The organism is Micromonospora sp. NPDC005194 (genome assembly GCF_040608335.1).
Lineage (GTDB): Bacteria > Actinomycetota > Actinomycetes > Mycobacteriales > Micromonosporaceae > Micromonospora.
Genome location: NZ_JBEXIA010000011.1, coordinates 147,686 through 170,004, shown reverse-complemented (window position 1 = coordinate 170,004; position 22,319 = coordinate 147,686). Strand labels below are relative to the sequence as shown.

Below are 22,319 nucleotides of genomic sequence, written 5' to 3'. Positions count from 1 at the left end.
GACTTGACCCGACCTCCTAGGTTGATGATCCACACAGCCCAGCGGAAGGTCCCCACCCCATGCCCGTCGGCTTCACCATGGCGATCGTCTTCGCCGTCGCCCTGGCGGTCAGCGCCGTCCTGGCTCTCGTCGCCCCCGCGCGGTCGCTGAAGCGGATGGCCGCCCTCGCGACGCTCGTCTTTCTCGCCCTCACCCTGCTGGTCGGTGTCACCTCCAGCGCCCACTCGGTGCCCATCCGCTCGGTCGGCATCGTCACGAGCTTCGGCAAGCCCACCGGCAAGGTGACCGGCTCCGGCCTGAAGTGGGTCGCCCCCTGGCAGAAGGTCGGCGAGTGGGACGCCGGCCGACAGAAGTACGACCACATCGGCGGCAACAACTGCGTGCGCGTCCGCACCGGCACGCTCGCCGACGCCTGCGTCGAGGTGCTCATCGAGTGGCAGGTCAGGCCGGAGAACGCGCCGAAGCAGTTCATGGACTACAAGGGAGACTTCGACAGCTTCCGGGGGCAGCGGGTGGGTGTGCAGCTCGACAGCGCGGTCAACGACGCCTTCGCCGCGTACAACCCCCTGGAGAAGATCGACGCCCGGACCGGTGACCTCAACGTCGACCTCAAGCCGTTCGCGGCGAACATCAAGACCAGCGCGGACACCCGCCTCGCCAGCGACGTGGACATCCTCTCGGTGACCATCACCCGGGTGAACCACGACGACAAGACCGAGGGCAACATCAAGGCGTTCCAGGACAAGCTGGCCCAGACCCGCAACCTGGAGCAGGACCGTAAGAACGCCGAGATCTCCAAGCAGATCACCGAGACCAACGCGAAGGTCGACAAGGTGACCCGCTGCCTGGAGATCGCCGAGAAGAACGGCGCCAACCCGGGCCTGTGCATCAACCCGGGCATCGTCACCGGCAAGTGAGAAGGAACCGGCCCACCCGTGGCGGGTGGGCCGGCGCCGTGCCGCTCGATGCTCAACTCAACAGGACGGCTCGTCCGCCCTGACGTGCCGCAGCGAGTACGCGGCGTCGGTGAAGGCGCCGCCCTGCAGGGCGGCGGGGTCGACCGGGTCGCGCGAACCGGGCACCCCGTCGGCGAAAACCTCCGCGTTGTCCACCGGCAGATAGCCGAGCCGAGCCCCGGCCGTGGTGTCCCAGAACGCCCGAGTGTTGGCGGACACGGCGTAGGCGGTCGCGAAGCGCACGTCGGGAGCGGTGAGAGCCGCGCGAACGAAACCGATGCCGTCGCGCGGGCTCAACCAGGTCGCCAGGTAGCGGGCCTCGTCCGGCGCGTCCTCGAAGCTGCCGATGCGCAGGCACACCACCGACAGGCCGAACTTGTCGGCGTACAGGCGCCCGAGCGCTTCGACAGCGACCTTGCTCACCCCGTAGAAACCGTCCGGTCGGACCGGCTCGTCCGGCCCGACCACCTGGCCGACGGGGTAGAAGCCGGTGACACGGTTGCTGCTGGCGAGGACGACCCGCCCTACCCGCTGCCGACGGGCCGCCTCCAACACGTGGTACGTGCCCAGCACGTTGCTCTCCAGCAGGTCGGCCAGGGGTGCCTCGTCCGGCAGCCCGGCCAGGTGCACCACCGCGTCCGCGCCCTTGAGCGCGGCGGTCACCGCGTCGGCGTCCGCCAGATCCAGTTGAATCGCCCGGTCTGTCGGCGACTGCGGCTGCGAGGGCACCCGATCGACCAGAACGAGGCGGCGCACGTCGTCGCGTAGGTGACGGCAGACCGCCGAACCAATGCGACCGGCGGCACCCGTGACGACGACCGTGCCCAGACGTGAACCCATGACGCCATCCTGCCGGCCCGCACCGACAGGATGGCCAGTCCAGGGTGACCACCCAGCGGGCGCCCTCGCCCCGGACCGGTCGAGCGGATCAGCTCGTCCGGTTGGTGGCGGACCGCTCCCACTGGCGGGGGGCGCTGATCTTGGCCCAGCTCGCGCCGAACGTCATCCGGCGCAGCGGTGACGCGATGCCGCAGAGGCTGAACCAGCCACGGGTCAGGCCCACGCTCACCCGGTTGCTCATCATGCCCTGGTGCAGCGTCCGCAGGGCAAGGTCGACGGCGTGGAATCCGTACTCGCGCATCTCGGCCTCGTATCCGCCGATCGCATCCAGCAGCGGCAGGTGGCCGCCGTCGGCCAGCGACAACTGCCGGGTGAGCAGGGCGGCGTCGCGCAGTGCGGTGTTGGCGCCGTTACCGCCGGCCGGTGGCATGCCGTGCACGGCGTCGCCGAGCACGGTGACCCGCGAGGGCGTCCAGGGCGCCGGACGGTCGGACGCCTGGAACGGAAACGCACTCACGTCGTTCGGTGGACACTGGTCGATCAGCTGGCGGAGCGCCGGATGCCAGTGGGTGATCAGCCCGGCGACGTAGGCCTTCAACTGTGGGCCGTCGAGGCGCTCCGGACGCGAGGGGAACAGCTCGTTACGGGCGACGAACGCGCACAGCAGATAGTCGTCCCCCACCGGCTGCCGGCGTTCGAACACGGAGGTGAACAGGAAGTGCGGCGCACCGGTCACGATGAGGTTCATGCCCTCAGCCAGTCGGGCGGGTAACCAGGCTCGGGTGTCGTCGTTCAGCGGCAACTTGAGCCCGACGCCTACCGCACCGGCATCTCGCTGCGTGGCGGTCGGCAGGTACTGCGCCCGTACCCGGGAGTTGATCCCGTCCGCGCCGACCAGGACGTCGCAGGTGGCGGACGTCCCGTCGGCGAAGTGCGCGGTGGGGCGACCGTCGGCGGCGAGCTCGTAGCGCTCGAATGCCTTGTCGTAGTGGACGGTGTCGTCGAGTCCGTCGAGGAGAACGCCGCGCAGCGTGTGACGGTCGACCGGGTAGGCCCGTTCGGCGGGGTCGGGATCGTCGGGATACATGACCGCGTCCTCCACGAGGACCAGCGTGCGCAGGTCCGTGCCCAGGAAGCCGAAGCCGCCGCCGGGCCGGCCCGCGGTGTCGATGAACGCCTGCCAGTGTCGGTCGGGCAGGCAGGCACGCAGCGACCGGCTGCCCGCCGGGTTGATCGCGAGCCGGTAGCGGTCCACCCGGTCGTCGCGGCGTCGGTCACGCTCGTACACGGCGACGGTGATGCCATGCTTACGCAGACCCTGGGCGAGAGCGAGGCCGCCGATGCCACCGCCGACGACGAGCACCTCAGTCATGGGTGAGGCCTTCTGGTGCGAAGAGGTCGCACAGCTGGTTGACCACCGACTCGGCCTTGTCGGGACGCAGACGAATGCCTTTGACGGTGGCGATCACCAGCTCGACGCTGGCAGCGACGTCGAGGTCCACCGACCAGACGTGTCGCGTGACGCCTTCGGTGAAGATCGCCGCGAGCGCGTCCCGCCAACCCTGTTCGTCCCGCTCGATATCGGCCCCGGTGGACTCGTCCCGTCGAGCCCGAAGGTCGAGCTCATCGAGCACGATGAACAACTCGGGCCGTTGCGCGACCGCGGTGGCGATCTCGCTGAGGTGTTGCCGCAATCGGGCGGCGGGTTCCAGGTCGGCGTGCATCGTGGCCTCGAATTGGCTGGTCACGTGCTCGAGCACTGCGGCGATCAGGTCGGCCTTGGTCCGGAAGTAGTGGTGCAGGGTGGAGTGGTCGATGCCGGCCGCCGCGGCGATCGGCCGCAGCCGGAACCCCTCGAAGCCACCCTCGGCGATCGCCGAGAAGGCTGCGTGCACCAGCGCCTGCCGGCGATCGAGCCGTTCGGTCATCCTCCACCATCCCCAACCAAGCGGTTGGTTGATAGTTCAGCATCGGTGTGTCGAGCTGTCAACCACCTGGTTGATGAAGACCTCCCGGTCCGGTTCGGACCAGCCGCAGCGATCGGGGCTGGTCGTGCCGACAAGGTTGATCGTCGAGTCGTCGACCTGCGAAGCTGCTGCATGTGACTGATGGTTCCGAGCGTGAGGCGACCGCCGTGACCGTGGTGCGCGACGGGAAGCTGCGCGCGGCGGGGCTGCGCCTTGGCGACGCCATCGTCTACGACTGGGGATTTCACCTCGACAATCGACCGTATGAGCAGCGCAGCTTCGTGCTGCTCGATGACGGGTTCCAGATCAATCAGCCGGTCCTATTCCCAGCCGAGCAGCAGGGCTGGTGGTACTGCGACCTGGTCCGAGTCATTGATCATGGGAGCGTGGTCACGGTCGACGACCTGTGGATCGACGTGATCGTCGGACCTGGCGACCATCCCTACCGAGTCCTGGATCTCGACGAGTACGCCACGGCCATGCAGGACGGCGCGCTCAGCATGGGTGAGGCGACCGAGGGACTCATCCGTACCCAGCGTTTCCTTGATCGACGTCTCAACCGACGGCACGACCCGCAACGCTCCTGGCCGGACTTCCCACCGGCCAGTATCACCGACCTGCTGCACGTCGTATTTCCTCAAGACTGGTCCCTCATCGACGCCGGATGAAGGCCAGTCCCGCTCAGCTGAGCCGGATGACAGCGGCGACGAGGAGCGGGCTGGCCGTTCGCCGGGACGGGCGGCCGGGTCACGCCACGGCACGCCCGTCCACGGCTTCCACCAGATCCCGTTGACGACCTGAACGTGATCCCCTAGGCGTAGCTGAACAACGGGGGAAAGACGAGGACCACGATCCAGGCCCACGCGGCGTACACCGGCAGGTAGCCTGTCTGCCACCGTTCGAGCGCCGCGAAGGGCCTACGCCGACGCAGGAAGCTCAGCAGGAGCCACGCCGACCACGCGAGGTTGACCAGCAGGATCACGTTCTCGCCGAGCGCTGCCGCCCGGTTGGGCGTACCGCCGTAGTTGTCGGTGATGCGCCCGGTGATCTCCACCAGCACCAGCACGTCGATGGCCAACGCGCTGACCACGAGCGCGAGCTGGAGTTTGTCGAACGGGCCGGGCGGGGCCAGCGGATCGCGGGCCGAGAGCGAGTAGAGCAGCAGCCCCAGCACCACGACGAGCAGGAGGTCGAAGAGGATCAACGCCTCGCGCTCGACGTCGATGCCGTGGCTGGTCCAGACGACGGCGACGAGGAAGGCGAGCAGGGCGGCGGTGAAGAGCGGGGTGAACAGCCGCGTGAGGACCGGCGCGATGTTCTCGACGACGCTCTGCTTGGCCTCGACGAGCCACCCGGCCACGACGACCGCGGCCGCGGCGCCGCAGGGCAGGAGCCACTGCGAGATGAACGCCTCCGGGACGATCCCGATGGCCGCGAAGGTGTTGAACAGGAACGCGGCGAGCACGCCGCCGCCGAGGGCCATCAGCACGAAGTAGATGAACCACTCGCCGGTGAAGCGGATGAAGTCCATGCGTCGACGCGACGAGCGCCAGTCGTCGGCGACATAGGCCAGACCGACCACGAGCCACAGGGCGATCGGAAGGTGGATGCCGGTCACGACCACGGACTGCGAGTCGTCCGCCAGGGGGTAGACGTTCGCCGCCACGGCACCGAGGGCGAACAGCGCCACCAGCACCGCGATCACCACCGATCGGGCTCGCCGGCGCCAGGCCAGGAACGCCGCCAGCCAGGGCAGCGCGAACAGCGTGGCGTTGCGCGCGTAGAACGACCCGTCGTCGTCGAAGGTCAACCCGAACAGCGCGGGCACTTTGACGGACGCCACCGCGCCGGCCGCACAGGCCAGCATGACCCACAGGTCCCGCCGGGAGCGCGAGCCGGCGGCCGGGTTGCCGGAGTCGCCGGTCAGCACCAGTTGCTTCCACAGCCGTTCCGAATGCTCCCGGGCGAACTCGCGGGAGAGCTCGTCGAGACTGCCCATCCGCTTGACCGCGACCAGGAACGCCTCGTCCGGGCTCAGGCCCGCCGCGACGAGCTCGTCGACCGAGCCACGGAGGTGGTCTTCCAACTCGTCGGCGTCCACCGACTGCAGCTCCCGACGCCGGAGCACGTATCGGCGCCACTGTGCGAACTGCGCTTCCAGCTCCTCCGGCCCGTCGTGCGCCGTCATGCGAGGCCCCCCAGCGGGCGCACCGTCAGCGGCGTACGGTCGTGCCAGATCTCCTTGAGCGCGCCCACGACGGTGTCCCACTGCCGGCGCTGCTCGGCCAGCTCGGCCAGGCCCCGGTCGGTGATCCGGTAGTACTTGCGTTTGCGCTCACCGGCGACCGACTGCCAGCTCGCCTCCACATAGGCCAGGCGCTCAAGCCGGTGCAGCAGCGGGTACAACAGCCCCTCGGTCCAGTCCAACTCACCTCCGGACAGCTCGTTGATCCGCCGGAGGATGGCGTAGCCGTAGCTCTCCCCCTCGGCCAGTATGCCGAGCACCATCGGTGTCGCCGAAGCGGCAACCAGATCCTTAGCGACCTTCACGAGACCTCCCACCTCAACCCTAGAAGCACAATGCATAGTACTGCTAGGTATTTCCCGGGCGCAACGACTCCCCGGGGGTGCGCGGAAAACCCCTCGCACGTCGGTGGTCGATCCCGCGACAATCGCCAGCGTGCAGGAGGTCGAGGTCGTCGTCGCCCACCGGGAGCGGTCGACCGTGCGCGTCGGCGACGTGTTCCTCAAGATCGACGCCGATCCGGGTCACGCGGACGTCGAGGTCGCGGCAATGGCCATGGCGCCCGTGCCAACTCCGGAGGTCCTGTGGCGCAACCCGCCTGTGCTCGCGCTCGCCGTCCTGCGCGGCAGGGCACTCGGCCGCCTCGGCGAGCCGTCGACCGCGCCCCCGACGGCGTGGGCCGCGGCGGGCGCCGCCGTACGGGCGTTGCACGACGCGCCGCTGCCACCCTGGCCCGGTCGGAGCCTCGACGAGCTGGCCGCGCAGCTCGACGGCGAGTGCCGGTGGCTCGTCGCGAACGGCGTTCTCCCCACCGACCTGGTCACCCGAAACCGCCACGTCGCCGAGGCTGCACTCCGGCCGTGGACACCTGTGTTCACGCACGGCGACCTGCAGGTCGCCCACGTGTTCGTCGACGGTGACGAGGTCACCGGCGTGCTCGACTGGTCCGAGGCGAGCCGGGGCGACGCCCTGTTCGACCTCGCCACGTTGACTCTCGGACACGAGGAGCACCTCGGCGACGTCGTGGCCGGCTACGGCGCAGACGTCGACCTCGACGTGATCCGGGCGTGGTGGTCGTTGCGCAGCCTGCTGGTGATCCGGTGGCTGGCCGAGCACGGCTTCGACCCCTCGGCGCCCGGCTGCGAGGTCGACGTGCTGCGGGCGCGGATGTGACGAACGTCAGGGGATGAGTCGGTCGAGCAGCTCGAACCGCTCGTATGGCTGGTTGTAGTCGCCGAAGTGCCCGTCGTCGCGCACGATCTGGGTGCCGCCGAGCCGCTCGAACATGGCGCGTCCCTGTCGGTCGTCGCAGCCGTACGGATCCGCGCGGGAGTTGATGAAGAAGATGTCGCGCACGTGCGACCGGATCGCGGCCCAGTCGTAGCTCTCCTGGAGCACCGGTTCCTCGCTGGTGTTGGGCCGGGTGCAGTAGCCGGCGACCAGGATCGCCTGAGCGACGGGCACCTCGATGTGCTCAAGCAGCGCCAGCAGCAGGGCCGCGCCGCCGGAGTGGCCCACCAGGACCGTGTCCTCGTCGAAGCGGCGCCCGTCGAGCACCGTCGGCAGGAACGTCGCGATCGGCTCGACGTTGATGCCCGGCAGGTGCGGCACCTCGACGGTGTAACCCCGAGCCTCGAGCCGCTGCGCCAGCCAGCGATACCAGACGACGTCCGGGTTACCGCCGGTCCCGTGGAAGATGATCGCTCTGCGTCCCACCATGCCCCCTTCGCATCGACATCGTGATCAAACCGCGTGACCCACAGAAGCGAGTGCGGCCTCAGGGGGCCGGCCGCTCCCGAGGTTCTAACGGCATCCGCATCCGCGGACAGCGGTCGCGTCCGGCGCCCTGTCACTAGGGTGATGGCTCCAACCGTTCGCGGTCGCGGGTGAGCTGGAGCCGCGTCGTTGCGTTGTGATGTGCCTGCCAGCCCATGTCGAGTGCCTGCCGGATGATCTTCGCGACCAAAGCCGGGGCGATCGGGCTCAGTTCGAACACTTCGGCCGCTCGGCCGGCAGGTGCGGTGATGATCGGTCCATAGTTCAGCCATGGGTCATCAAAGAACGCCATGACCTCCAATGCACCGCCGGGCCCGTCGCGCCAGACCTTGACCTTGACACGGCTCGGATCGACCAGTCCGACGGTCCATCGGTAGACGATGTCCTCGACGACGATGCTCCTGATTCGGGTACGCGCCACGGCGGAAGAGTAGGCACCGTCCGCGCAGTCCGGTAGCGAGGTACCGCTTCGCCAATCCGGCACCGCACCCTCCGATCACCTCGTTCTGCGCGCTGACCCAGACCGCAACTACATCCTCGCCGCACACATGGCTTCCGGGACACCCCCAGCGCTCGCGGCTCTGTCGAGTCGAGCGCGCTTGGGAGGCCGGCAAGCCATGGAGGGAGGCCGCGTCACTGCATAGCGGTCGCCGGGGGATGATCGAATGATTTGGGGCAGCGGAAGGTGTACAGCGAGTAGCCACGCCCGATCTGCACGCCGACGATGTCTGGGGACACGGTCGGGTTCTCCTCGGACGGGCGCCAGCTGCAATGCATGCCGTTCCAGTCGCCCGAGCCCACGGTGAAAATCAAGGTCATCGTGGTGCCGCAGGCAGCACAATCCATCGGGTACGGATCGGTCAGTGACCAGTTCGCGTACCCGCCGACCTTCCATCCCGGCGCCAGCGACAAGTCGGTCTGATACTGATAGTGGGGACGGCTATCGTCTTCGTCCCACTCGTCGAGCCGCTCGCGCAGGTCATCGGGGAGTAGAGCGGCGTATTGGTACTCGCGAACCTGCTCGGGGTGCACCACGCACGGAACCGGCAGGTACATGTCGCTGATCACCGGCGGCTCGGGAGGCGCTTCGAGCAGCGGGCCGACGGCGGAACTGTCGCGCCAGAAGAGGAAGACGCGAGGGCTGTAGTGCCGGTCCGAGTGGTCCACCGGGCACCACAGCACCTGGAGCAGGTCGGTGCCGTCCGGACCGGCGTAGTCCGGGACATCATGTCGGTACAGCTGCGCGACCGGGACCAACGGGATGGGGTCCTCGATCAGGTCGTCCAGGTCCAATGCGTCGGCCGCATCGAGCTCGGCCCGCTCCTGCGCAGTCAAGAAGTACCCGCCCGGCAGCGGCTCCCGGGCTTCTGCGGTCGCGAGGATCTCCCGCCTGCAGCGCAGGGCGGCCGGGGTGGCCAGGTTGTATGGCTCGTGCGCCCCGGCGTCGTCGCAGACCGGCCATACCTCGTCGGCCGGCCACAGCAGCGGTCCGCCGACCGAGCTGTCCCTAACGGTCGGAGCGCCGGGTCGGGGATGCAGGCGGGTAGCGGTGATGGAATGTTCCCGCAGTTCGGGGAAGAGCGCGGTGATGTCCAGGGGACGCGGAGGTGTGGTGCGGACCATAGAAGTAAACCTTATGGGCTGCGGTGTACCAGCAGGACCGCGCCGGTCTCCACGAGTGCGCCACAGACGACGACATGCATGACGGGATGAGAGCACCGGGATAGGACAAGCTCGGTCCAGCCCGAGGGCACGCGCACACATCCGGCTCCGCCAGGGACCAAGGCTGCGGATTCAGCGACCGGCGTCTGGCTCGGCCCTTAGCCACCGCACGATCGTCGCAAAGGGGTAGCAGATCACGATCGCTCCCCTGGCCGTTCGGTTTAGGGGCAGTTGCGGGGCGCGATCGAGCGCAGTCCGGGATAGCCTTGGCGCATATGGCTACCTATCGCAGCGCCTCAGTGCTTCTCTCCTCGGACGGCACCAGGACCCCTGGCACCGCCGCCCTCTTCGCCGAGCCCGCCCGCAAGGGTGGGATTCGACCGTGGGCAGGCGACTTCCGGCCCGCCAACAGCGCCGGCAACGGCCCCAAGAACGCGGTCGGGAAGGCCTTCACGTTGGAACTGCCCGACGGCAGCACCGGCAAGGTCGTGGTCCAGAGCCTCAAGAGCGGGAGGGGTGGCGTCGTGCTGGCGTTGATGGGCGAGGACACACCACCCTTCTGATCGAAACTGATCGCCGCCGACGTCACCGGCCCGAGCAGGCCCGCATGCGAGCCTGCTCGGCTCAGTCCAGTGTGACCACCCAGCGGGCGCCCTCGCCCCGCGCCAACCGGTCGAACGCGGTGGGCGCCTCGTCCAGCCCGATCGTGCCGCTGACCAGCACGCGCAGATCCAGTGCGCCGGCGGCCAGCTCGGTGGCCAGCACCGGCACCTCGCGGTCCGGGTCGGACGAGCCGTACACCGAGGAGCGCAGCGTACGGGCGGAGTGGAAGATGTCGAGCGCGCCGAGGCTGACCATGTCGTCCTTGGCGCCCATGCCGACCACGGTGACCGCTCCCCCGCGCCGGGTGAGACGCCACGCCGCCCGGATCGTGGCGGCCCGCCCGACGCACTCGAAGGCGTGGTCGACGCCGCGGCCCTCGGTGCGTGCCCGCACCTCCTTGGAGAGCCGGTCGTCGGAGAGCAGGAAGTCGGTGGCCCCGGCGGCGAGGGCCAGGTCCCGCTTCGCCTCGGCCACGTCGACGGCGAGGATCGTCGTGGCGCCGGCCCGGCGGGCTGCGGCGAGAACGGCGAGCCCGACCCCGCCGAGCCCGATGACGGCGACCGACTCGCCGGGCGCGACCCGGGCGGTGTTGCCGACCGCGCCGACGCCCGTGAGCACCGCGCAGCCGAGCAGCGCGGCCTGCTCGGCGGGCAGCCCGGCGGGGATCGGTACGACGGCGCTCTCCGGCACCACCACCGCCTCGGCGAGCGCGCCGAGACCCAGCGTGAGGTGCAGCCCGATGCCGTCCTCGGTCTCGCCGCGCGCCACGGTCGGGGCGGTGTTGGCGGCGCAGAGCCACGGCTCGTCGTGCCGGCACCACCAGCAGGTCCGGCAGGCGGGCGCCCAGTTGAGCACCACAGGCGTGCCGACCGGCAGCCGGGTGCCCGCCCCTGCCTCGGCCACCACGCCTGTCGCCTCGTGCCCGAGCACCAGCGGGAACGTCGCGGCCAGAGTGCCGTTGACCATGGACAGGTCGGAGTGGCAGACCCCGGCCGCCCGGATCGAAACCCGCACCTCGCCGGGGCCGGGCGCGGGCAGGCGTACCCGCTCGACCCGCAGCTCGGCGCCGGGCCCGCGCGCGACCAGCGCGCGGACGGTGACCGACCCGCCCGCCGGCTCAGCGCTGACCGCCGGCACGGCCGCCTGCTCCGCAGCCACCCCCGGTACGCCCGTCGACTCGGCGGCGCTCATCGCTGGATCGCCTTCAGCTCGCAGAACTCGGCGAGCCCGTGCACGCCCAGCTCCCGGCCCAGGCCGGACTGCTTGTAGCCGCCGAAGGGCGCGAGTGGGTTGAACGCCGCGCCGTTGATGTCGACCGCGCCGGTCCGCAGCCGCCGCGCCACCGCGAGCGCCGCCTCGGTGTCGGCGGACCAGACCGCGCCGGCCAGCCCGTAGCGCGAGTTGTTGGCGATGGCGACGGCCTCGTCGGTGTCGTCGAACGGGAGAACGGCGAGCACCGGGCCGAAGACCTCCTCCTGGGCGAGCGCGCTGTCCGGGTGCACGTCGGCGAAGACGGTCGGGGCGACGAAGTGCCCCCGCGCCGGGACCGGGGCGTCCGGGCCACCGGCGACGAGGCGGGCGCCGTCGGCGAGAGCCCGCTCGACGTGGCCGCGCACCCGCGTCGCCTGGGCGGCGGAGACCAGGGGGCCGAGGCGGGTGGCCGGGTCGAACGGGTCGCCGACGCGGTAGCCGGCCACCGCCGTCGCGACCAGGTCGAGCGCCTCGGCGTACCGGTCGCGGTGCACCAGCATCCGGGTCCACGCCGTGCAGGTCTGGCCGGAGTTCATCAGGGCGTTACCGACGCCGACCTTGACCGCGGCGGCCAGGTCGGCGTCGGGGAGGATCACGTTGGCGGACTTGCCACCCAGCTCCAGCGCGACCCGGGCGATCCGGTCGGCGGCGAGTCGCATGATCCGGGTGCCGGTGGCGGTGGAGCCGGTGAACGACACCAGGTCGACGTCGGGGTGCCCGGCGAGCGCCTCGCCGACCGCCTCGCCGGTGCCGGGGACCAGGTTGAGCACACCCGGCGGCAGACCGGCCTCGGTGACCGCGTCGAACAGCAGGTACGCGGTCAGCGGGGTCAGCTCGCTGGGCTTGAGCACGACCGTGCAGCCGGCGGCGAGCGCGGGCGCGACCTTCGCCATCACCTGGTGCAGGGGGTAGTTCCACGGGGTGATCGCGCCGACCACGCCGATCGGCTCGCGCACGACGAGGGAGTTGCCGATGGTCTCCTCGACCGGCGGCCGGGCGGCGAGCGCCACGTGGTCGCGCAGCACGATCAGCGGCAGCGCGACCTGCACGCGGGTGGCGAGCTTGAGCGGGGCGCCCAGCTCGACGGCGACGGTGCGGGCGAGGTCGTCGGCGCGCGCCGCGAGCGCGGCGTGCAGCCGGTCGAGGTAAGCGGACCGTTCGGCGGGCGCGGTGGCCGCCCAGCCGGGAAAGGCGGCGCGGGCGGCGGCGACGGCGGCGTCCACATCGGCCGCGGTGCCGGCGGGCACCTGACCGATCAGCTCGCCGGTGCTCGGGTTCTCCACGTCGATCACGTCGGTGCCGGCGGGAGACGTCCACTCGCCGCCGATGTGCAGGTGGCGCCGGAGGCGCAGGGCATCGGGCAGCAGCGACGGCGGGGCGGCGAGGTCCATGGCGTCCCTTCCGGGGTGGCGACGGGCGATGGGGGCGGGCTGAGCGGCGGGCGAAGGCGACGGGTCGCGGCGGGCGATGAAACTAGCGCTGGGAGTTTGGACGCTACCCGCTGGACCGCCCGGACTCCACCGGCCCGACGGTGCGGGCGTACTCGGCGGCCAGGCCGTGCAGCAGCGCGTCCAGGCCGAGGGCGAAGGCGCCCTCGTCCACGCTCTGCTGGTGCTCGGCGAGCCGGTGCGCCTGGCGCAGGTGCGGGTAGTGCGCGGCGTACAGCTCGGGATCCTCGACGAAGCCGCGGGCGAACGAGCCGAGCGCCGAGCCGGCCACGAAGTAGCGCAGCGCCGCGCCGATGTGGGTGGCGCGGGCCGGTGGCCACCCGGCGCGGACCAGGCCGCCGTAGACCGCGTCGGCCATGGCGAGGGCGGCCGGCCGGCGACCGGGCCCCTGGGCCAGGTACGGCACGATGTTCGGGTGCGCGGTGAGCGCCCGCCGGTACGACCAGGCCCAGTCGCGCAGCGCGCCGGCCCAGTCCCGGCCCGTGAAGCCGCTGATGTCGACGGCGCCGGTCACCGCGTCGGCGACCGCGTCGAGGATCTCGTCCTTGGTGGCGAAGTGGTTGTAGAGCGACGGGCCCTGCACGCCCAGCGCGGCGGCGAGTCGACGGGTGGAGAGCGCGGGCAGACCCTCGGCGTCGATGAGCGCCGTGGCGGTGTCGACGATCAGCTGCCGGGTGAGCCGGGGCTGGCGGGGTCGGGGCACTGCGCTCCTCGCGAGTCGGCGACGTAGGGTCTGGACGCATCAAAACTTACACCGCTAGTTTAGGGGTGACCGGCCGCGCCGACGCCAGGAGGACCACCGTGGACTTTTCGCTCACCGACGAGGAGCGGGCGGTGCGGGACACCGTCCGGTCGTTCATCCGCCGCGAGGTGATGCCCCTGGAGGCGGAGGTGCTGCGCCGCGAGCGGGCGCACCAACCGGGCCTGGATCACTCCGAGGTGCGCGAGCTGCAACTCAAGGCGCGCAAGTTCGGCTTCTGGGGCCTGGCGACCCCCGAGGAGTACGGCGGGATGAACCTGCCGGCCGTCCTCCAGTCGTTGATCTGGACGGAGCTGGGCCACACGTTCGTGCCGTTCCGCTTCGGTGGCGAGGCGGACAACATCCTGTTCCACGCCACCGAGGAGCAGAAGCAGGAATTCCTCATTCCGACGATCGAGGGCGAGCGGCGGTCCTGCTTCGCGATCACCGAACCGGGCGCCGGCTCGGACGCGGCGAACATCCGGCTCTCCGCCCGCCGCGACGGCGACGACTGGATCCTCGACGGCGAGAAGACCTTCATCACCGGCGGCCACGACGCCGACTTCGCCATCGTCGTCGCGGTGACCGACCGGGAGAAGGGCGCCCGCAACGGCGGCGCGACCGCGTTCCTGGTCGACCGGGCGATGGGCTGGCGCTCGGAGTTCATCCAGACCATGGGCGAGGGCGGGCCCGCGTCGCTGATCTTCGACGGTGTACGCGTGCCGCACCGCAACATCCTCGGCGAGATCGGGCAGGGCTTCACCCTCGGCATGGAGTGGATCGGCAAGGGCCGCTACACCATCCCGTCGCACGCCATCGGCATCGCCGAGCGGGTCCTGCAGATGGCGATCGACTACGCCAACACCCGCGAGACGTTCGGCGCGAAGATCGGCACCAACCAGGCCATCCAGTGGATGATCGCCGACTCGGAGACCGAGTTGGAGGCGGCCCGCTGGCTGGTGCTGCGTTCCGCGTGGACGGTCGACCAGGGCCTCGACCCGCGGCACGCGTCGTCGATGGGCAAGCTCTACGGCGCCGGCATGGTCAACCGGGTGGTCGACAGGGTGCTCCAGATCCACGGTGGCATGGGCTACACCCGGGAGCTGCCCATCGAGCGCTGGTACCGGCAGGTGCGGCTCTACCGCATCTTCGAGGGCACCGACGAGATGCAGCGGCTGATCATCTCGCGAGACCTGCTGCGCGGGTACACGAAGATCGGGGGCCACCTGGCCTGAACCGCGTCACCCCGCCAGCGCCTCCAGGGCGGCGTCCACATCGGCCTCGGTGGAGTAGAGGTGGAACGAGGCGCGGACCCGCCCGGCGCGCACCGCCGCCCGGATGCCGGCCGCGGCGAGACGCTGCTCCGCGCCGGGCACCTCTACGGTGACGATGGCGCTGTCCCCCGGCGGCCGGCCCAGGCCGGTCAGGAACCGGTTGGCCAGTGCCACGTCGTGCTCCTGGATCGCCGGCACGCCGATCTCGGCGACCAGCTCCATGGCGGGGGCCGCGCCGACCCAGCTGAACCAGGCCGGCGAGATGTCGAACCGGCGGGCGTCGTCGGCCAGCCGCAGCGGCGGGCCGTAGTAGGAGGCGTGCGGGTCGCGGCCCGCGTACCAGCCGGCGGCGTCCGGGCGCAGGCGCTCGCGCAGCGCCGGGGCCAGATAGGTGTACGCGGTGCCGCGCGGGTTCATCAGCCACTTGTAGCCGCCCACGGCCACCACGTCGGCCCGGCTGCCATCGAACGGCAGCCACCCGCACGCCTGGGTCGCGTCCACCACCACCAGCGCGTCGTGTGCGCGGGCCGCGGCCACGATCTCGTCGTACGCGGCGACCGAGCCGTCGGCCGACTGCACCAGGCTGAACGCGACGAGGTCGGTGTCGGCGTCGATCGCGTCGACCAGCCGGTCCGCCGGCACCGTGCGGACCGTGACGCCGCGCTCCTCCTGAACCAGCCAGGGGAACAGGTTCGAGGTGAACTCGATCTCCGGAACGACCACGGTGGCCCCCGCCGGCAGCCCCGCCGCCACCGGCGCCAGCATCTGGGAGACGGTCGCGCCGACCGCCACGTCACTGGCCGGCACGCCGATCAGACCGGCGAACGCGTTCCGGGAACGCTGCACCGAGTCGCCCCAGCCCTCCCATGACGTGCTGCCGACCCGCCAGGCGGCCAGGGCCTCCTGCAACGCCGTCCAGGCCGGCTCTGGCGGCAACCCGTAGGAGGCCGTGTTCAACCAGCCGGGCTCCGGCTTCCACAACTGCTGTGCCTGCGCGATCTCCATGCCACCGACGCTAGGCGGGCTCGTCGCGCAGGGGCACGGCCAATCGGAGTCCTGCGGCCTGCGGGCTCCCGGCGGCGGACTGCCGGCGGTTCGCGGGCTTGCGGGCTGCGCCCGGCACCCCGCACCCGGCGCCCGCCGCTCGCCACCCGGAGCCGGGCACCGGGGAGGGCGTGATGACTCTCAGGTATAGATATGACTCTGAGGTATGTCGCTCACGACCAACCTGCCGCCGAGGCGACCAGCCAGGCGCGGGCGGCGACGTCATCGACGCCGATTCGCGTCCGGCGGGTGGATCCGGGTGAGGCTGTCGGCGAGGCCGGCGAGCCATCGATCGACCTCCACCAGGTGCCGCACCGCCGAGGCGTCGACCGCGCCGAGCAGCGGACGGACCCGGTCCACCTCGTCGACACAGTCGGTCGGGGCCGGCACCGCGCCCGCGGCCCGGCCCTGTGCCACCTCTCCGGCCAGCTCGTCGTACGCCGAGCGCAGTTGCCCGGCCGCGTCCCGCAGCAGGACCGCCGCCGCCGGCCAGCCGGCGAGGCAGCCGGGCGGGTTGCGACGCAGCAGCGACTCGGCGCCGGGCACCACGTGCTGCCCGGCGCCCAGGGCGGCGTCCCAGTTCACGCGTGCGCGCTGCGGGTCGTGGCGCTCGGAGTGGTACTGGCAGTAGGACGAGTCGACCAGGACCATCCGCTGGCGGACCCGATCGAGGTCGTCCTCGGGCGGCGGCGCGTCGCCGAGCACCGCCTCGACGGTCCGCTCGACCGCGTCCCCGCTGGCCGTCAGGTAACGCGCGGCGTTGTGGCGCAGGTCGCGGCTCGCACCGCGCGGCCACATGGCGACACCGGCGAGCACACCGATCACCGCGCCGAGCCCGACGTCGACCAGCCGGGCCTCGGCGAGCCGCCAACCCTCGGGGCTGAGCTGACTGAACACGACCGTCAGCAGCAGGGTGAACAGCGCCTGTTGCCACACCGGGCCCAGCAGCCGACCGACACCGAACGCCAGCAGCAGCGTGACCGGCAGGACGACGGCGTACACGATGGGGTCCTCGACGAGGAGCACCAGCAGGCCACTGACGACGACGCCCGCGATCGTGCCGAGCACTGCGGGTCGCAGCGCGGTGCGGGTGTCGGCGGCCGAGGTCCGCAGGACCGTGAGTGTAGCCAGGAGCACCCAGAAGCCGTGGTTGAGCTGCAACACCCCGGCAGCCACCCGGGCGACCGACAACGCCACGGCCAGCCGAAGCGCGCTGTGCAGGTGTGCGGAGCTGGGAGCAAGGTGGGAGCGGAACTGCCACCAGTACAGCGTCCACGGGCTGTGTCGCGCGTACCCGAAAAGTCTGGGGTAGGCCTCGCCTCCGGCGGGCCGTGCCCCGGCGGCGACCCGGGCACCGACGGCGAAGACCCGCACCTGGTCGGCGAGGGCCAGCGCGGTCGCGTCCCGGCACATCCGGGGTACGTCCGGCGCGTCGGCGCCGCCACCTCGCCCCACTGGGTAGGCGGCCTCGGCCGCGCGGATCGCGACGTCCAGGCCAGCGAGGTCGACCGGCGGCGCACCCGGTGACAGGCTCCGGCCGGCGGCCCGGGTCGTCTCAGCGCAGGTGCGCACCAGCCGCGCCGCCGCCAGCTCTCCGATCGGCTCCGGCGGGGCGTCCCCCGCGAGCCGGTCCGCCTCGGCGAGCACCTCCCGCAGCGCCGCCGCCGAGATCCGCAGAGCCCGGTCCTGGGCGCCCGCCGCGGTCGGCGCCCGCTCCGGCGGGTTGCGGCCCAGACCGAGCGGGGCCACCAGGTCGTACGCCCGCGCGCGCCGGCTGTCCCGACCAGCGTGACCGGCGTGCGGGTCGGTCAGCGCGTCGGCGGCGTCGTCGAGGAACGCCCCGACGCCGTCCGCCGCCCGGGTGAGCAGCTGCCGGAAGGTGACCGGCACCGGGTCGGGCCAGAGCAGCACCTCGGCCGCGGCGAGCAGCACGATCGCGAGCGTGACCCCGCCCAGTCGCTGCGGCAGGGTGTCCGGTTGGTACGGCGGAAAGGACGCCAGAATGTAGAAGAGCTGGAACGCGCTGGCCAGACCCACCAGGCGTGGATTCCCGACCCCCGCGAACGCCACGACGAACCCGACGACAAGCATCCCGCCGGCCGCCGCCCACGTGCTCCACGCCAGCAGCGTGCCGGCCGCGATCAGCGCCCAGACCGCCGGCAGCGACGTGACGAGGATCCGCGCCCGCTGCGGCGCCGGACCGGGCAACTGGGCGAACGACCCGGCGGCGATCGCGCCGAACAGCCCGTACGTGGCGAGCACCGGGCTGCCCGCCCCGTACCGGCAGGCGTAGAAGATGACGGACGCGACGAGCGTCAGGCGCACCGCGCGCCGCAGGACGGCGTCCCCCGGGTCACGGCGGCGCAGCCGGCCAAGGAGGCTGGTTGCGAGCACGCCTGCTCCCCCGGTTCGTCGCGGCACCCCTTCCCGACCCACCATTCTCCACCGCACCCCGCCACGGGCTGCGGGTTTGGCGACGAATCACCGCCGAGAGCGGCCGCGCAGGCCGAAGCGGAGCGCCCGGAACAGGGTGCCGGGGCGGCTCAGGGCGGCCGGGTGGTCGAGCATTGTGGTCACCCGCCCCAACCGGGCGTTGAGCACCGGGTCGGTGAGCGACGCCCGGAAGAGCAGATCGCCGAACCACTTGGTGACCCGGTAACCGGGCGGGTACGGCCCGTCGACGTGCGGCAGCTCGATGTCGGCGGTGGTGGAGACCTGCCAGGCGGCGTCGACCACCACGCGGACCTGGTCGAAGTACGCCCGCGCGGGCTCGTCGTGCGGCTTCGGCCCGGACCGCAGATAGTTTGACAGGCAGGAGGCGTGCAGCGTCGCGGAGGTCATGCCCTGGCCGTACACCGGGTTGAAGGACGCGACCGCGTCACCGGCGGCGACCAACCCGGCGGGCAGGCGGTCGAGCTCATGGAAGTCGCGGCGTCGGCTGTCCGCCTGGTGGTACGTGACCACCGGGCCGAGCATCTCCCCGTGTTCGGCGATGTCGCCGAACATCTGCGGGTAGTGCTTCCGGCAGCGGGTGGTGAAGTCGGCGACATCGCGGCTGGGCCGGTCCCCGTCGTAGCCGGCGACCAGCATGATCCAACGGTCCCCTTCGACCGAGTTGATCCCGCCGATCCGGGCGGTACGCCCCTTGCCCGCCATGGTGTGGAAGACCGCCACCCAAGCGTCGCTGACCTTCTCGTCGCGCTTGTAGAGCGCCGTCGCGTAGTTCAGCTTGATCGGCATACGGTGCATCGGCGGGCGCGGCCACCCCTCCTCGGCCAGCCAGTCACTCAACCGGCTGGACCGGCCCATCGCGTCCACCACCAGGTCCGCCGTTTCGACGACCGGCTCGCTGCCGCCCTCGGGCACGTACCGGGCGCCGGTGACGCGCCGCTCGTCGAAGAGGAGGCCCTCGGCCCGGCCGTACACCATCTGGATGTTGTCGACGGCGAGGGTCCGCCGACGGACCAGCGCCTCCAGGAACGGACGCGTGGTGATCAACGCCGGCCCGGTGCCGGTCGCTGCCGGCGGCAGACCCAGTACGCCGTTGATGAAGACCTTCGCGGTGCCCTGGTCGCGCGGCGGCGGAGGGGCGCCGAGCGCCAGCGCCTCGTCGGCGATGCCGGGAAACCAGCGTTCCAACTGGACCTGGCCGGCGGGCAGCAGCGCGTGCACCTGGCTGCCCTGGGGCACCCCCGGCCGAGGCCCGGCGTCGACATTGGACGGATCCCGTTCGATGATCAGCACTTCCTCGGCGTGATCGCTCAAAACCCGGGCCGCCAGCAACCCGGCCATGCTGCCGCCGAGCACCACCGCTCGCCGCATGACCACTCTGGTCTCGGCCGGTCGTTCGGCCGTCGCTATCTCCGCGAAGAGCCGGGACGGAGAGGGGGCCATGCGATCACTCCTCGAACGGTCGGGAAACCTCGGCATCCACGACCGTAACCACCGCAGCGCCCGCCGTCAGCCTTCAGTTGGCCCGCTGGCGTAGCGCCGTGCCAGCAGTGTGCCGGCCGCGATCAGCGCCCAGACCGTCGGCAGCGACGTGACGAGGATCCGCGCCCGCTGCGGCGCATTACCGCCGCGAGGGCCGACGGCGCGCTACGCGGTGGTGCGTCGCCATTGTTGGCTGGCGCCGGTGCCGCACGTCCACTGCACGGCCTGAGCACCGTCCGCCGTGGCGGCGTTCAGCACGTCGAGACACTTCCCGCTGTGGCGGGCCACGAGCCTGACGTAGCCGGTTCCGAGGTCCTCGACGCGCCACTGCTGATTGGTGCCGCCGTTGCAGGTCCACTGGATCACGCGGACGCCGTCGGCGGTGGCGCCCGCGCCGCCGTACACGTCGAGACACTTGCCGCTGCTGACACTTGTCACCGTCGAGTAGCCGCCACCGGCGTCCTGGAACCGCCACCGCTGGTTGGCCTGCCCGTTGGCGCCCCACTGGACGACGTTGGCGCCATCGGCGGTGGACGCGTTGAAGGCGTCGAGGAGCTTGCCGCTGTGCCGCGCGGCCACCGTGTAGGTGGTCGGCGTGGGGGCGGTGGTCAGCGGCGCCACCCGGTACAGGCCGCTCCCGTGGGCGGGGATGGATCGGGTGAGCGTGCCGGTGACGGTGCCGAGACCGGCGCCGGACCACAGGTCGGTGACGGTGGCCGAGCCGATGCCCAGGTCGGCCAGGTTCACCGAGACGTTAGCCGTCGCGCTCTCGCGGTTGAACAGCGCCACGTACCGGTGGTCGGTGCCGGGCACATCGGCGGTCCACACCTGCCGGGTGCCGCCGACGAGCTGCCGGTTGTTGGCGCTGTTCTGGTCGACGGCGAGCACCGCCGCGTTGGTCATCAACGCCAGCTCGGCGGCGCGGTTCTCGACCAGGTTGCCGCCCCACATCAGCGGCGCCCGGTTGATCGCCCACAGGGTCATGAGGGTGCGCTGCTCGTCAGCGGTGAGCCCGGAGTAGCGGGGTGCGCCGACCGGGCCGTACTTCGACAGCCGCCCGATCGGGATCATGTCCGGATCAGGCCAGGCGCCAGTCGTCCGGTACGGCGTCCAGTTGCGCAACTGGTCGAACAGCGCGTCGAGCGACGACCAGTTGTCCCACAGGTCGTTGACGATGCGCCACATGTGCGCGTTGTCCCGCACGTGCCCGCCACTGGCCAGCGGTGTCGCGCCGGGCGAGAGGCTCAGCACCATCGGCCGACCGCTGTGCTGGATCGCCGTCCGGTAACCCTCGACCTCGGCCTGCCGGTACGTCGGGGCCGCGATGTCGTCCACCTTCACGTAGTCGACACCCCAGCCGGCCAGGAGCTGGAAGACCGAGTCCAGGTACGCCTGCGCGCAGGCGTTGGACATGTTCAGACCCCACATCAGGTTGAGCCAGGCCGCGGTGGTGGTGTTGTTGATCTGGTTGGCCCGGCAGGTGGTGCCGAGGATCGGCACGTTGTCCGCGACCGCCTGCCGCGGGATGCCGCGCATCAGATGGACGCCGAACTTCAGTCCCTGGTCGTGCACGTAGTCGGCGAGAGGCTTGAACCCGTTGCCGCCCGCCGCCGAGGGAAACCGCGTGGTGTCCGGCAGCAGCCGTCCGTTGGCGTCCATCCGCAGCCGGGGATTGAGGTTGGCGTCCTGGTTGGGGCTGTTGTTGTGCTGGCCCGGGTAGTACCAGGCCCAGTCGATGACGACGTACTGCCAGCCGTGCTGGCGCAGGTTGTCGCGCAGGTAGTCCGTGTTGGCCCGGACGTCGGCCTCGGTGACGCTCCAGTTGAACGAGTCGTAGCTGTTCCACCCCATGGGCGGGGTGTTCGCCGTGCCGTTGTCCCACGCCACGGCGGGCTTCGGGGAGATGACGGTGAGGCCGACGGCGAGCAGCACGACCAGAGCCGTGAGCCCGGCCATCCGCCGTGCGGTGGAACGCGCGAGGACGAGCGTCATCGGACCTCCCGACAGACAATGGCGCTTATCGATGTTAACGCTCACACGCCCCCTGTCAAGTGCACGGAGGGTGGGTACACAGAACCCGTGACCTACTTCGTGGACCTGACGCCGTACACGTACCTCAAGCGGCATGACGAGGACGGGCGTGGGCCATCCGACGAGCCGCTGCTCAACGTCGGCTGGCTGGACGCCTCGCATCCGTTCCCGACCGGCGCTCCCCCGGGCGGGTTGATGCCAGCTCTGACGGAACTGGCCAAGGTGCGAGTCCGCCAGACACGGGGACACCACTACTGCGAGATCTGCATCCGGGACCTGGGCGACGACGCCAGAGAAGCCATTCGGGAGGGCATGATCGCCCGCGAGAGCGCCGAATTCGAGGTGCGGGGCGACAACGTCGCGTACGCCGCTCCTCAGCTCCTGCTCCACTACGTGGACGCCCACGGATACCTGCCACCAGCCAAGTTCCGTGCGGCGGCCCTGAGGTCGACGAGCTGACCCAGGGCGACGCCGTCCGGGGCGCGGGAGGCGGTTGACAGGGTAGATCTTGGACAGTTTCCGTTAGCAGCTAACGGAAAGTGTCCAAGAT

Annotated in this window: 21 protein-coding genes; 6 read left to right on the top strand and 15 right to left on the bottom strand. The window is 71.1% G+C overall.

What is annotated here, in order from left to right; all coding sequences use genetic code 11:
* Nucleotides 1–59 precede the first annotated feature (59 nt).
* Complete coding sequence (locus tag ABZU53_RS12595) at nucleotides 60–917, top strand: SPFH domain-containing protein (RefSeq protein WP_354856013.1); 858 nt, start codon at nucleotides 60–62, stop codon at nucleotides 915–917.
* 57 nt (nucleotides 918–974) lie between these two features.
* Here ABZU53_RS12595 and ABZU53_RS12590 read toward each other — a convergent pair whose 3' ends face one another.
* The 3 genes from ABZU53_RS12590 to ABZU53_RS12580 all read right to left on the bottom strand — a co-directional run bounded on the left by ABZU53_RS12590 (nucleotide 975) and on the right by ABZU53_RS12580 (nucleotide 3,724).
* Nucleotides 975–1,796, bottom strand: a complete 822-nt coding sequence (locus ABZU53_RS12590; RefSeq protein WP_355065734.1) for an NAD(P)-dependent oxidoreductase — start codon at nucleotides 1,794–1,796, stop codon at nucleotides 975–977.
* Between the two features lie 88 nt (nucleotides 1,797–1,884).
* Entirely contained in the window at nucleotides 1,885–3,168 is a 1,284-nt protein-coding gene (locus ABZU53_RS12585; RefSeq protein ID WP_355065732.1) for an FAD-dependent monooxygenase, read from the bottom strand.
* Nucleotides 3,161–3,724 carry a TetR/AcrR family transcriptional regulator gene (locus ABZU53_RS12580; protein ID WP_355065730.1) on the bottom strand — a complete coding sequence of 188 codons (564 nt, stop codon included), beginning with the start codon at nucleotides 3,722–3,724 and terminating at the stop codon, nucleotides 3,161–3,163. The genes ABZU53_RS12585 and ABZU53_RS12580 overlap by 8 nt, the downstream gene beginning before the upstream one ends.
* A 173-nt stretch (nucleotides 3,725–3,897) precedes the next feature.
* Here ABZU53_RS12580 and ABZU53_RS12575 point away from each other — a divergent pair, with 173 nt between their 5' ends.
* Nucleotides 3,898–4,431 carry a DUF402 domain-containing protein gene (locus tag ABZU53_RS12575; protein ID WP_354856009.1) on the top strand — a complete coding sequence of 178 codons (534 nt, stop codon included), beginning with the start codon at nucleotides 3,898–3,900 and terminating at the stop codon, nucleotides 4,429–4,431.
* A 143-nt stretch (nucleotides 4,432–4,574) separates the two neighbouring features.
* Here the strand turns inward: ABZU53_RS12575 and ABZU53_RS12570 are convergent, their stop codons facing one another.
* Together ABZU53_RS12570 and ABZU53_RS12565 are read right to left on the bottom strand one after the other, a co-directional pair.
* The gene (locus ABZU53_RS12570) at nucleotides 4,575–5,951 is read right to left on the bottom strand and encodes a permease prefix domain 1-containing protein (RefSeq protein ID WP_355065728.1); all 1,377 of its coding nucleotides are present in this window, start codon (nucleotides 5,949–5,951) and stop codon (nucleotides 4,575–4,577) included.
* Nucleotides 5,948–6,313 carry a PadR family transcriptional regulator gene (locus ABZU53_RS12565; RefSeq protein WP_354856007.1) on the bottom strand — a complete coding sequence of 122 codons (366 nt, stop codon included), beginning with the start codon at nucleotides 6,311–6,313 and terminating at the stop codon, nucleotides 5,948–5,950. Before ABZU53_RS12565 ends, ABZU53_RS12570 begins: the two co-directional genes overlap by 4 nt.
* A 130-nt stretch (nucleotides 6,314–6,443) precedes the next feature.
* Here ABZU53_RS12565 and ABZU53_RS12560 point away from each other — a divergent pair, with 130 nt between their 5' ends.
* Nucleotides 6,444–7,181 (top strand): phosphotransferase, encoded by a 738-nt coding sequence (locus ABZU53_RS12560; protein ID WP_355065726.1) that lies wholly within the window; start codon nucleotides 6,444–6,446, stop codon nucleotides 7,179–7,181.
* 6 nt (nucleotides 7,182–7,187) lie between these two features.
* Here the strand turns inward: ABZU53_RS12560 and ABZU53_RS12555 are convergent, their stop codons facing one another.
* The 3 genes from ABZU53_RS12555 to ABZU53_RS12545 all read right to left on the bottom strand — a co-directional run bounded on the left by ABZU53_RS12555 (nucleotide 7,188) and on the right by ABZU53_RS12545 (nucleotide 9,407).
* The gene (locus ABZU53_RS12555; RefSeq protein WP_355065724.1) at nucleotides 7,188–7,727 is read right to left on the bottom strand and encodes an alpha/beta hydrolase; all 540 of its coding nucleotides are present in this window, start codon (nucleotides 7,725–7,727) and stop codon (nucleotides 7,188–7,190) included.
* A gap of 133 nt (nucleotides 7,728–7,860) precedes the next feature.
* The gene (locus ABZU53_RS12550; protein WP_355065723.1) at nucleotides 7,861–8,205 is read right to left on the bottom strand and encodes a hypothetical protein; all 345 of its coding nucleotides are present in this window, start codon (nucleotides 8,203–8,205) and stop codon (nucleotides 7,861–7,863) included.
* A gap of 212 nt (nucleotides 8,206–8,417) precedes the next feature.
* Nucleotides 8,418–9,407, bottom strand: coding sequence for a hypothetical protein (locus ABZU53_RS12545; protein ID WP_355065721.1), 990 nt, complete (start codon nucleotides 9,405–9,407; stop codon nucleotides 8,418–8,420).
* A gap of 314 nt (nucleotides 9,408–9,721) precedes the next feature.
* On the opposite strand from ABZU53_RS12545, the gene ABZU53_RS12540 reads away from it, so the two are divergent.
* Entirely contained in the window at nucleotides 9,722–10,009 is a 288-nt protein-coding gene (locus ABZU53_RS12540; RefSeq protein ID WP_354856002.1) for a hypothetical protein, read from the top strand.
* A gap of 61 nt (nucleotides 10,010–10,070) precedes the next feature.
* Here ABZU53_RS12540 and ABZU53_RS12535 read toward each other — a convergent pair whose 3' ends face one another.
* The 3 genes from ABZU53_RS12535 to ABZU53_RS12525 all read right to left on the bottom strand — a co-directional run bounded on the left by ABZU53_RS12535 (nucleotide 10,071) and on the right by ABZU53_RS12525 (nucleotide 13,451).
* The gene (locus ABZU53_RS12535) at nucleotides 10,071–11,240 is read right to left on the bottom strand and encodes a zinc-binding dehydrogenase (RefSeq protein WP_355065720.1); all 1,170 of its coding nucleotides are present in this window, start codon (nucleotides 11,238–11,240) and stop codon (nucleotides 10,071–10,073) included.
* Nucleotides 11,237–12,691 carry an aldehyde dehydrogenase family protein gene (locus tag ABZU53_RS12530; protein ID WP_355065718.1) on the bottom strand — a complete coding sequence of 485 codons (1,455 nt, stop codon included), beginning with the start codon at nucleotides 12,689–12,691 and terminating at the stop codon, nucleotides 11,237–11,239. The genes ABZU53_RS12535 and ABZU53_RS12530 overlap by 4 nt, the downstream gene beginning before the upstream one ends.
* Nucleotides 12,692–12,794: 103 nt before the next feature.
* Complete coding sequence (locus tag ABZU53_RS12525) at nucleotides 12,795–13,451, bottom strand: TetR/AcrR family transcriptional regulator C-terminal domain-containing protein (protein ID WP_355065717.1); 657 nt, start codon at nucleotides 13,449–13,451, stop codon at nucleotides 12,795–12,797.
* A gap of 98 nt (nucleotides 13,452–13,549) precedes the next feature.
* Between ABZU53_RS12525 and ABZU53_RS12520 the strand changes: the two genes are divergently transcribed.
* Entirely contained in the window at nucleotides 13,550–14,722 is a 1,173-nt protein-coding gene (locus ABZU53_RS12520; protein ID WP_354855998.1) for an acyl-CoA dehydrogenase family protein, read from the top strand.
* A 6-nt stretch (nucleotides 14,723–14,728) separates the two neighbouring features.
* Here ABZU53_RS12520 and ABZU53_RS12515 read toward each other — a convergent pair whose 3' ends face one another.
* The 4 genes from ABZU53_RS12515 to ABZU53_RS12500 all read right to left on the bottom strand — a co-directional run bounded on the left by ABZU53_RS12515 (nucleotide 14,729) and on the right by ABZU53_RS12500 (nucleotide 21,730).
* Nucleotides 14,729–15,766 carry an aminotransferase class V-fold PLP-dependent enzyme gene (locus ABZU53_RS12515; protein WP_354855997.1) on the bottom strand — a complete coding sequence of 346 codons (1,038 nt, stop codon included), beginning with the start codon at nucleotides 15,764–15,766 and terminating at the stop codon, nucleotides 14,729–14,731.
* Between the two features lie 261 nt (nucleotides 15,767–16,027).
* Nucleotides 16,028–18,199: an FUSC family protein gene (locus ABZU53_RS12510; protein ID WP_355065715.1), complete on the bottom strand. Its 2,172-nt coding sequence runs from the start codon at nucleotides 18,197–18,199 to the stop codon at nucleotides 16,028–16,030.
* Nucleotides 18,200–18,286: 87 nt separating this feature from the next.
* A complete protein-coding gene (locus tag ABZU53_RS12505) occupies nucleotides 18,287–19,699 on the bottom strand; it encodes an FAD-dependent oxidoreductase (RefSeq protein WP_354855995.1) in 1,413 nt (470 codons plus the stop codon).
* A 204-nt stretch (nucleotides 19,700–19,903) separates the two neighbouring features.
* Nucleotides 19,904–21,730 (bottom strand): alpha-galactosidase, encoded by a 1,827-nt coding sequence (locus ABZU53_RS12500; RefSeq protein WP_355065714.1) that lies wholly within the window; start codon nucleotides 21,728–21,730, stop codon nucleotides 19,904–19,906.
* An 87-nt stretch (nucleotides 21,731–21,817) separates the two neighbouring features.
* On the opposite strand from ABZU53_RS12500, the gene ABZU53_RS12495 reads away from it, so the two are divergent.
* Nucleotides 21,818–22,228 carry a hypothetical protein gene (locus ABZU53_RS12495; RefSeq protein WP_354855993.1) on the top strand — a complete coding sequence of 137 codons (411 nt, stop codon included), beginning with the start codon at nucleotides 21,818–21,820 and terminating at the stop codon, nucleotides 22,226–22,228.
* Nucleotides 22,229–22,319 lie beyond the last annotated feature (91 nt).

Bases quoted from the DNA above. Each gene is read 5' to 3' on its own strand.
- ABZU53_RS12595 (WP_354856013.1), top strand. From the start codon at position 60: ATGCCCGTCGGCTTCACCATGGCGATCGTCTTCGCCGTCGCCCTGGCG.
- ABZU53_RS12590 (WP_355065734.1), bottom strand. From the start codon at position 1,796: ATGGGTTCACGTCTGGGCACGGTCGTCGTCACGGGTGCCGCCGGTCGC.
- ABZU53_RS12585 (WP_355065732.1), bottom strand. From the start codon at position 3,168: ATGACTGAGGTGCTCGTCGTCGGCGGTGGCATCGGCGGCCTCGCTCTC.
- ABZU53_RS12580 (WP_355065730.1), bottom strand. From the start codon at position 3,724: ATGACCGAACGGCTCGATCGCCGGCAGGCGCTGGTGCACGCAGCCTTC.
- ABZU53_RS12570 (WP_355065728.1), bottom strand. From the start codon at position 5,951: ATGACGGCGCACGACGGGCCGGAGGAGCTGGAAGCGCAGTTCGCACAG.
- ABZU53_RS12555 (WP_355065724.1), bottom strand. From the start codon at position 7,727: ATGGTGGGACGCAGAGCGATCATCTTCCACGGGACCGGCGGTAACCCG.
- ABZU53_RS12545 (WP_355065721.1), bottom strand. From the start codon at position 9,407: ATGGTCCGCACCACACCTCCGCGTCCCCTGGACATCACCGCGCTCTTC.
- ABZU53_RS12540 (WP_354856002.1), top strand. From the start codon at position 9,722: ATGGCTACCTATCGCAGCGCCTCAGTGCTTCTCTCCTCGGACGGCACC.
- ABZU53_RS12535 (WP_355065720.1), bottom strand. From the start codon at position 11,240: ATGAGCGCCGCCGAGTCGACGGGCGTACCGGGGGTGGCTGCGGAGCAG.
- ABZU53_RS12530 (WP_355065718.1), bottom strand. From the start codon at position 12,691: ATGGACCTCGCCGCCCCGCCGTCGCTGCTGCCCGATGCCCTGCGCCTC.
- ABZU53_RS12515 (WP_354855997.1), bottom strand. From the start codon at position 15,766: ATGGAGATCGCGCAGGCACAGCAGTTGTGGAAGCCGGAGCCCGGCTGG.
- ABZU53_RS12505 (WP_354855995.1), bottom strand. From the start codon at position 19,699: ATGGCCCCCTCTCCGTCCCGGCTCTTCGCGGAGATAGCGACGGCCGAA.
- ABZU53_RS12500 (WP_355065714.1), bottom strand. From the start codon at position 21,730: ATGACGCTCGTCCTCGCGCGTTCCACCGCACGGCGGATGGCCGGGCTC.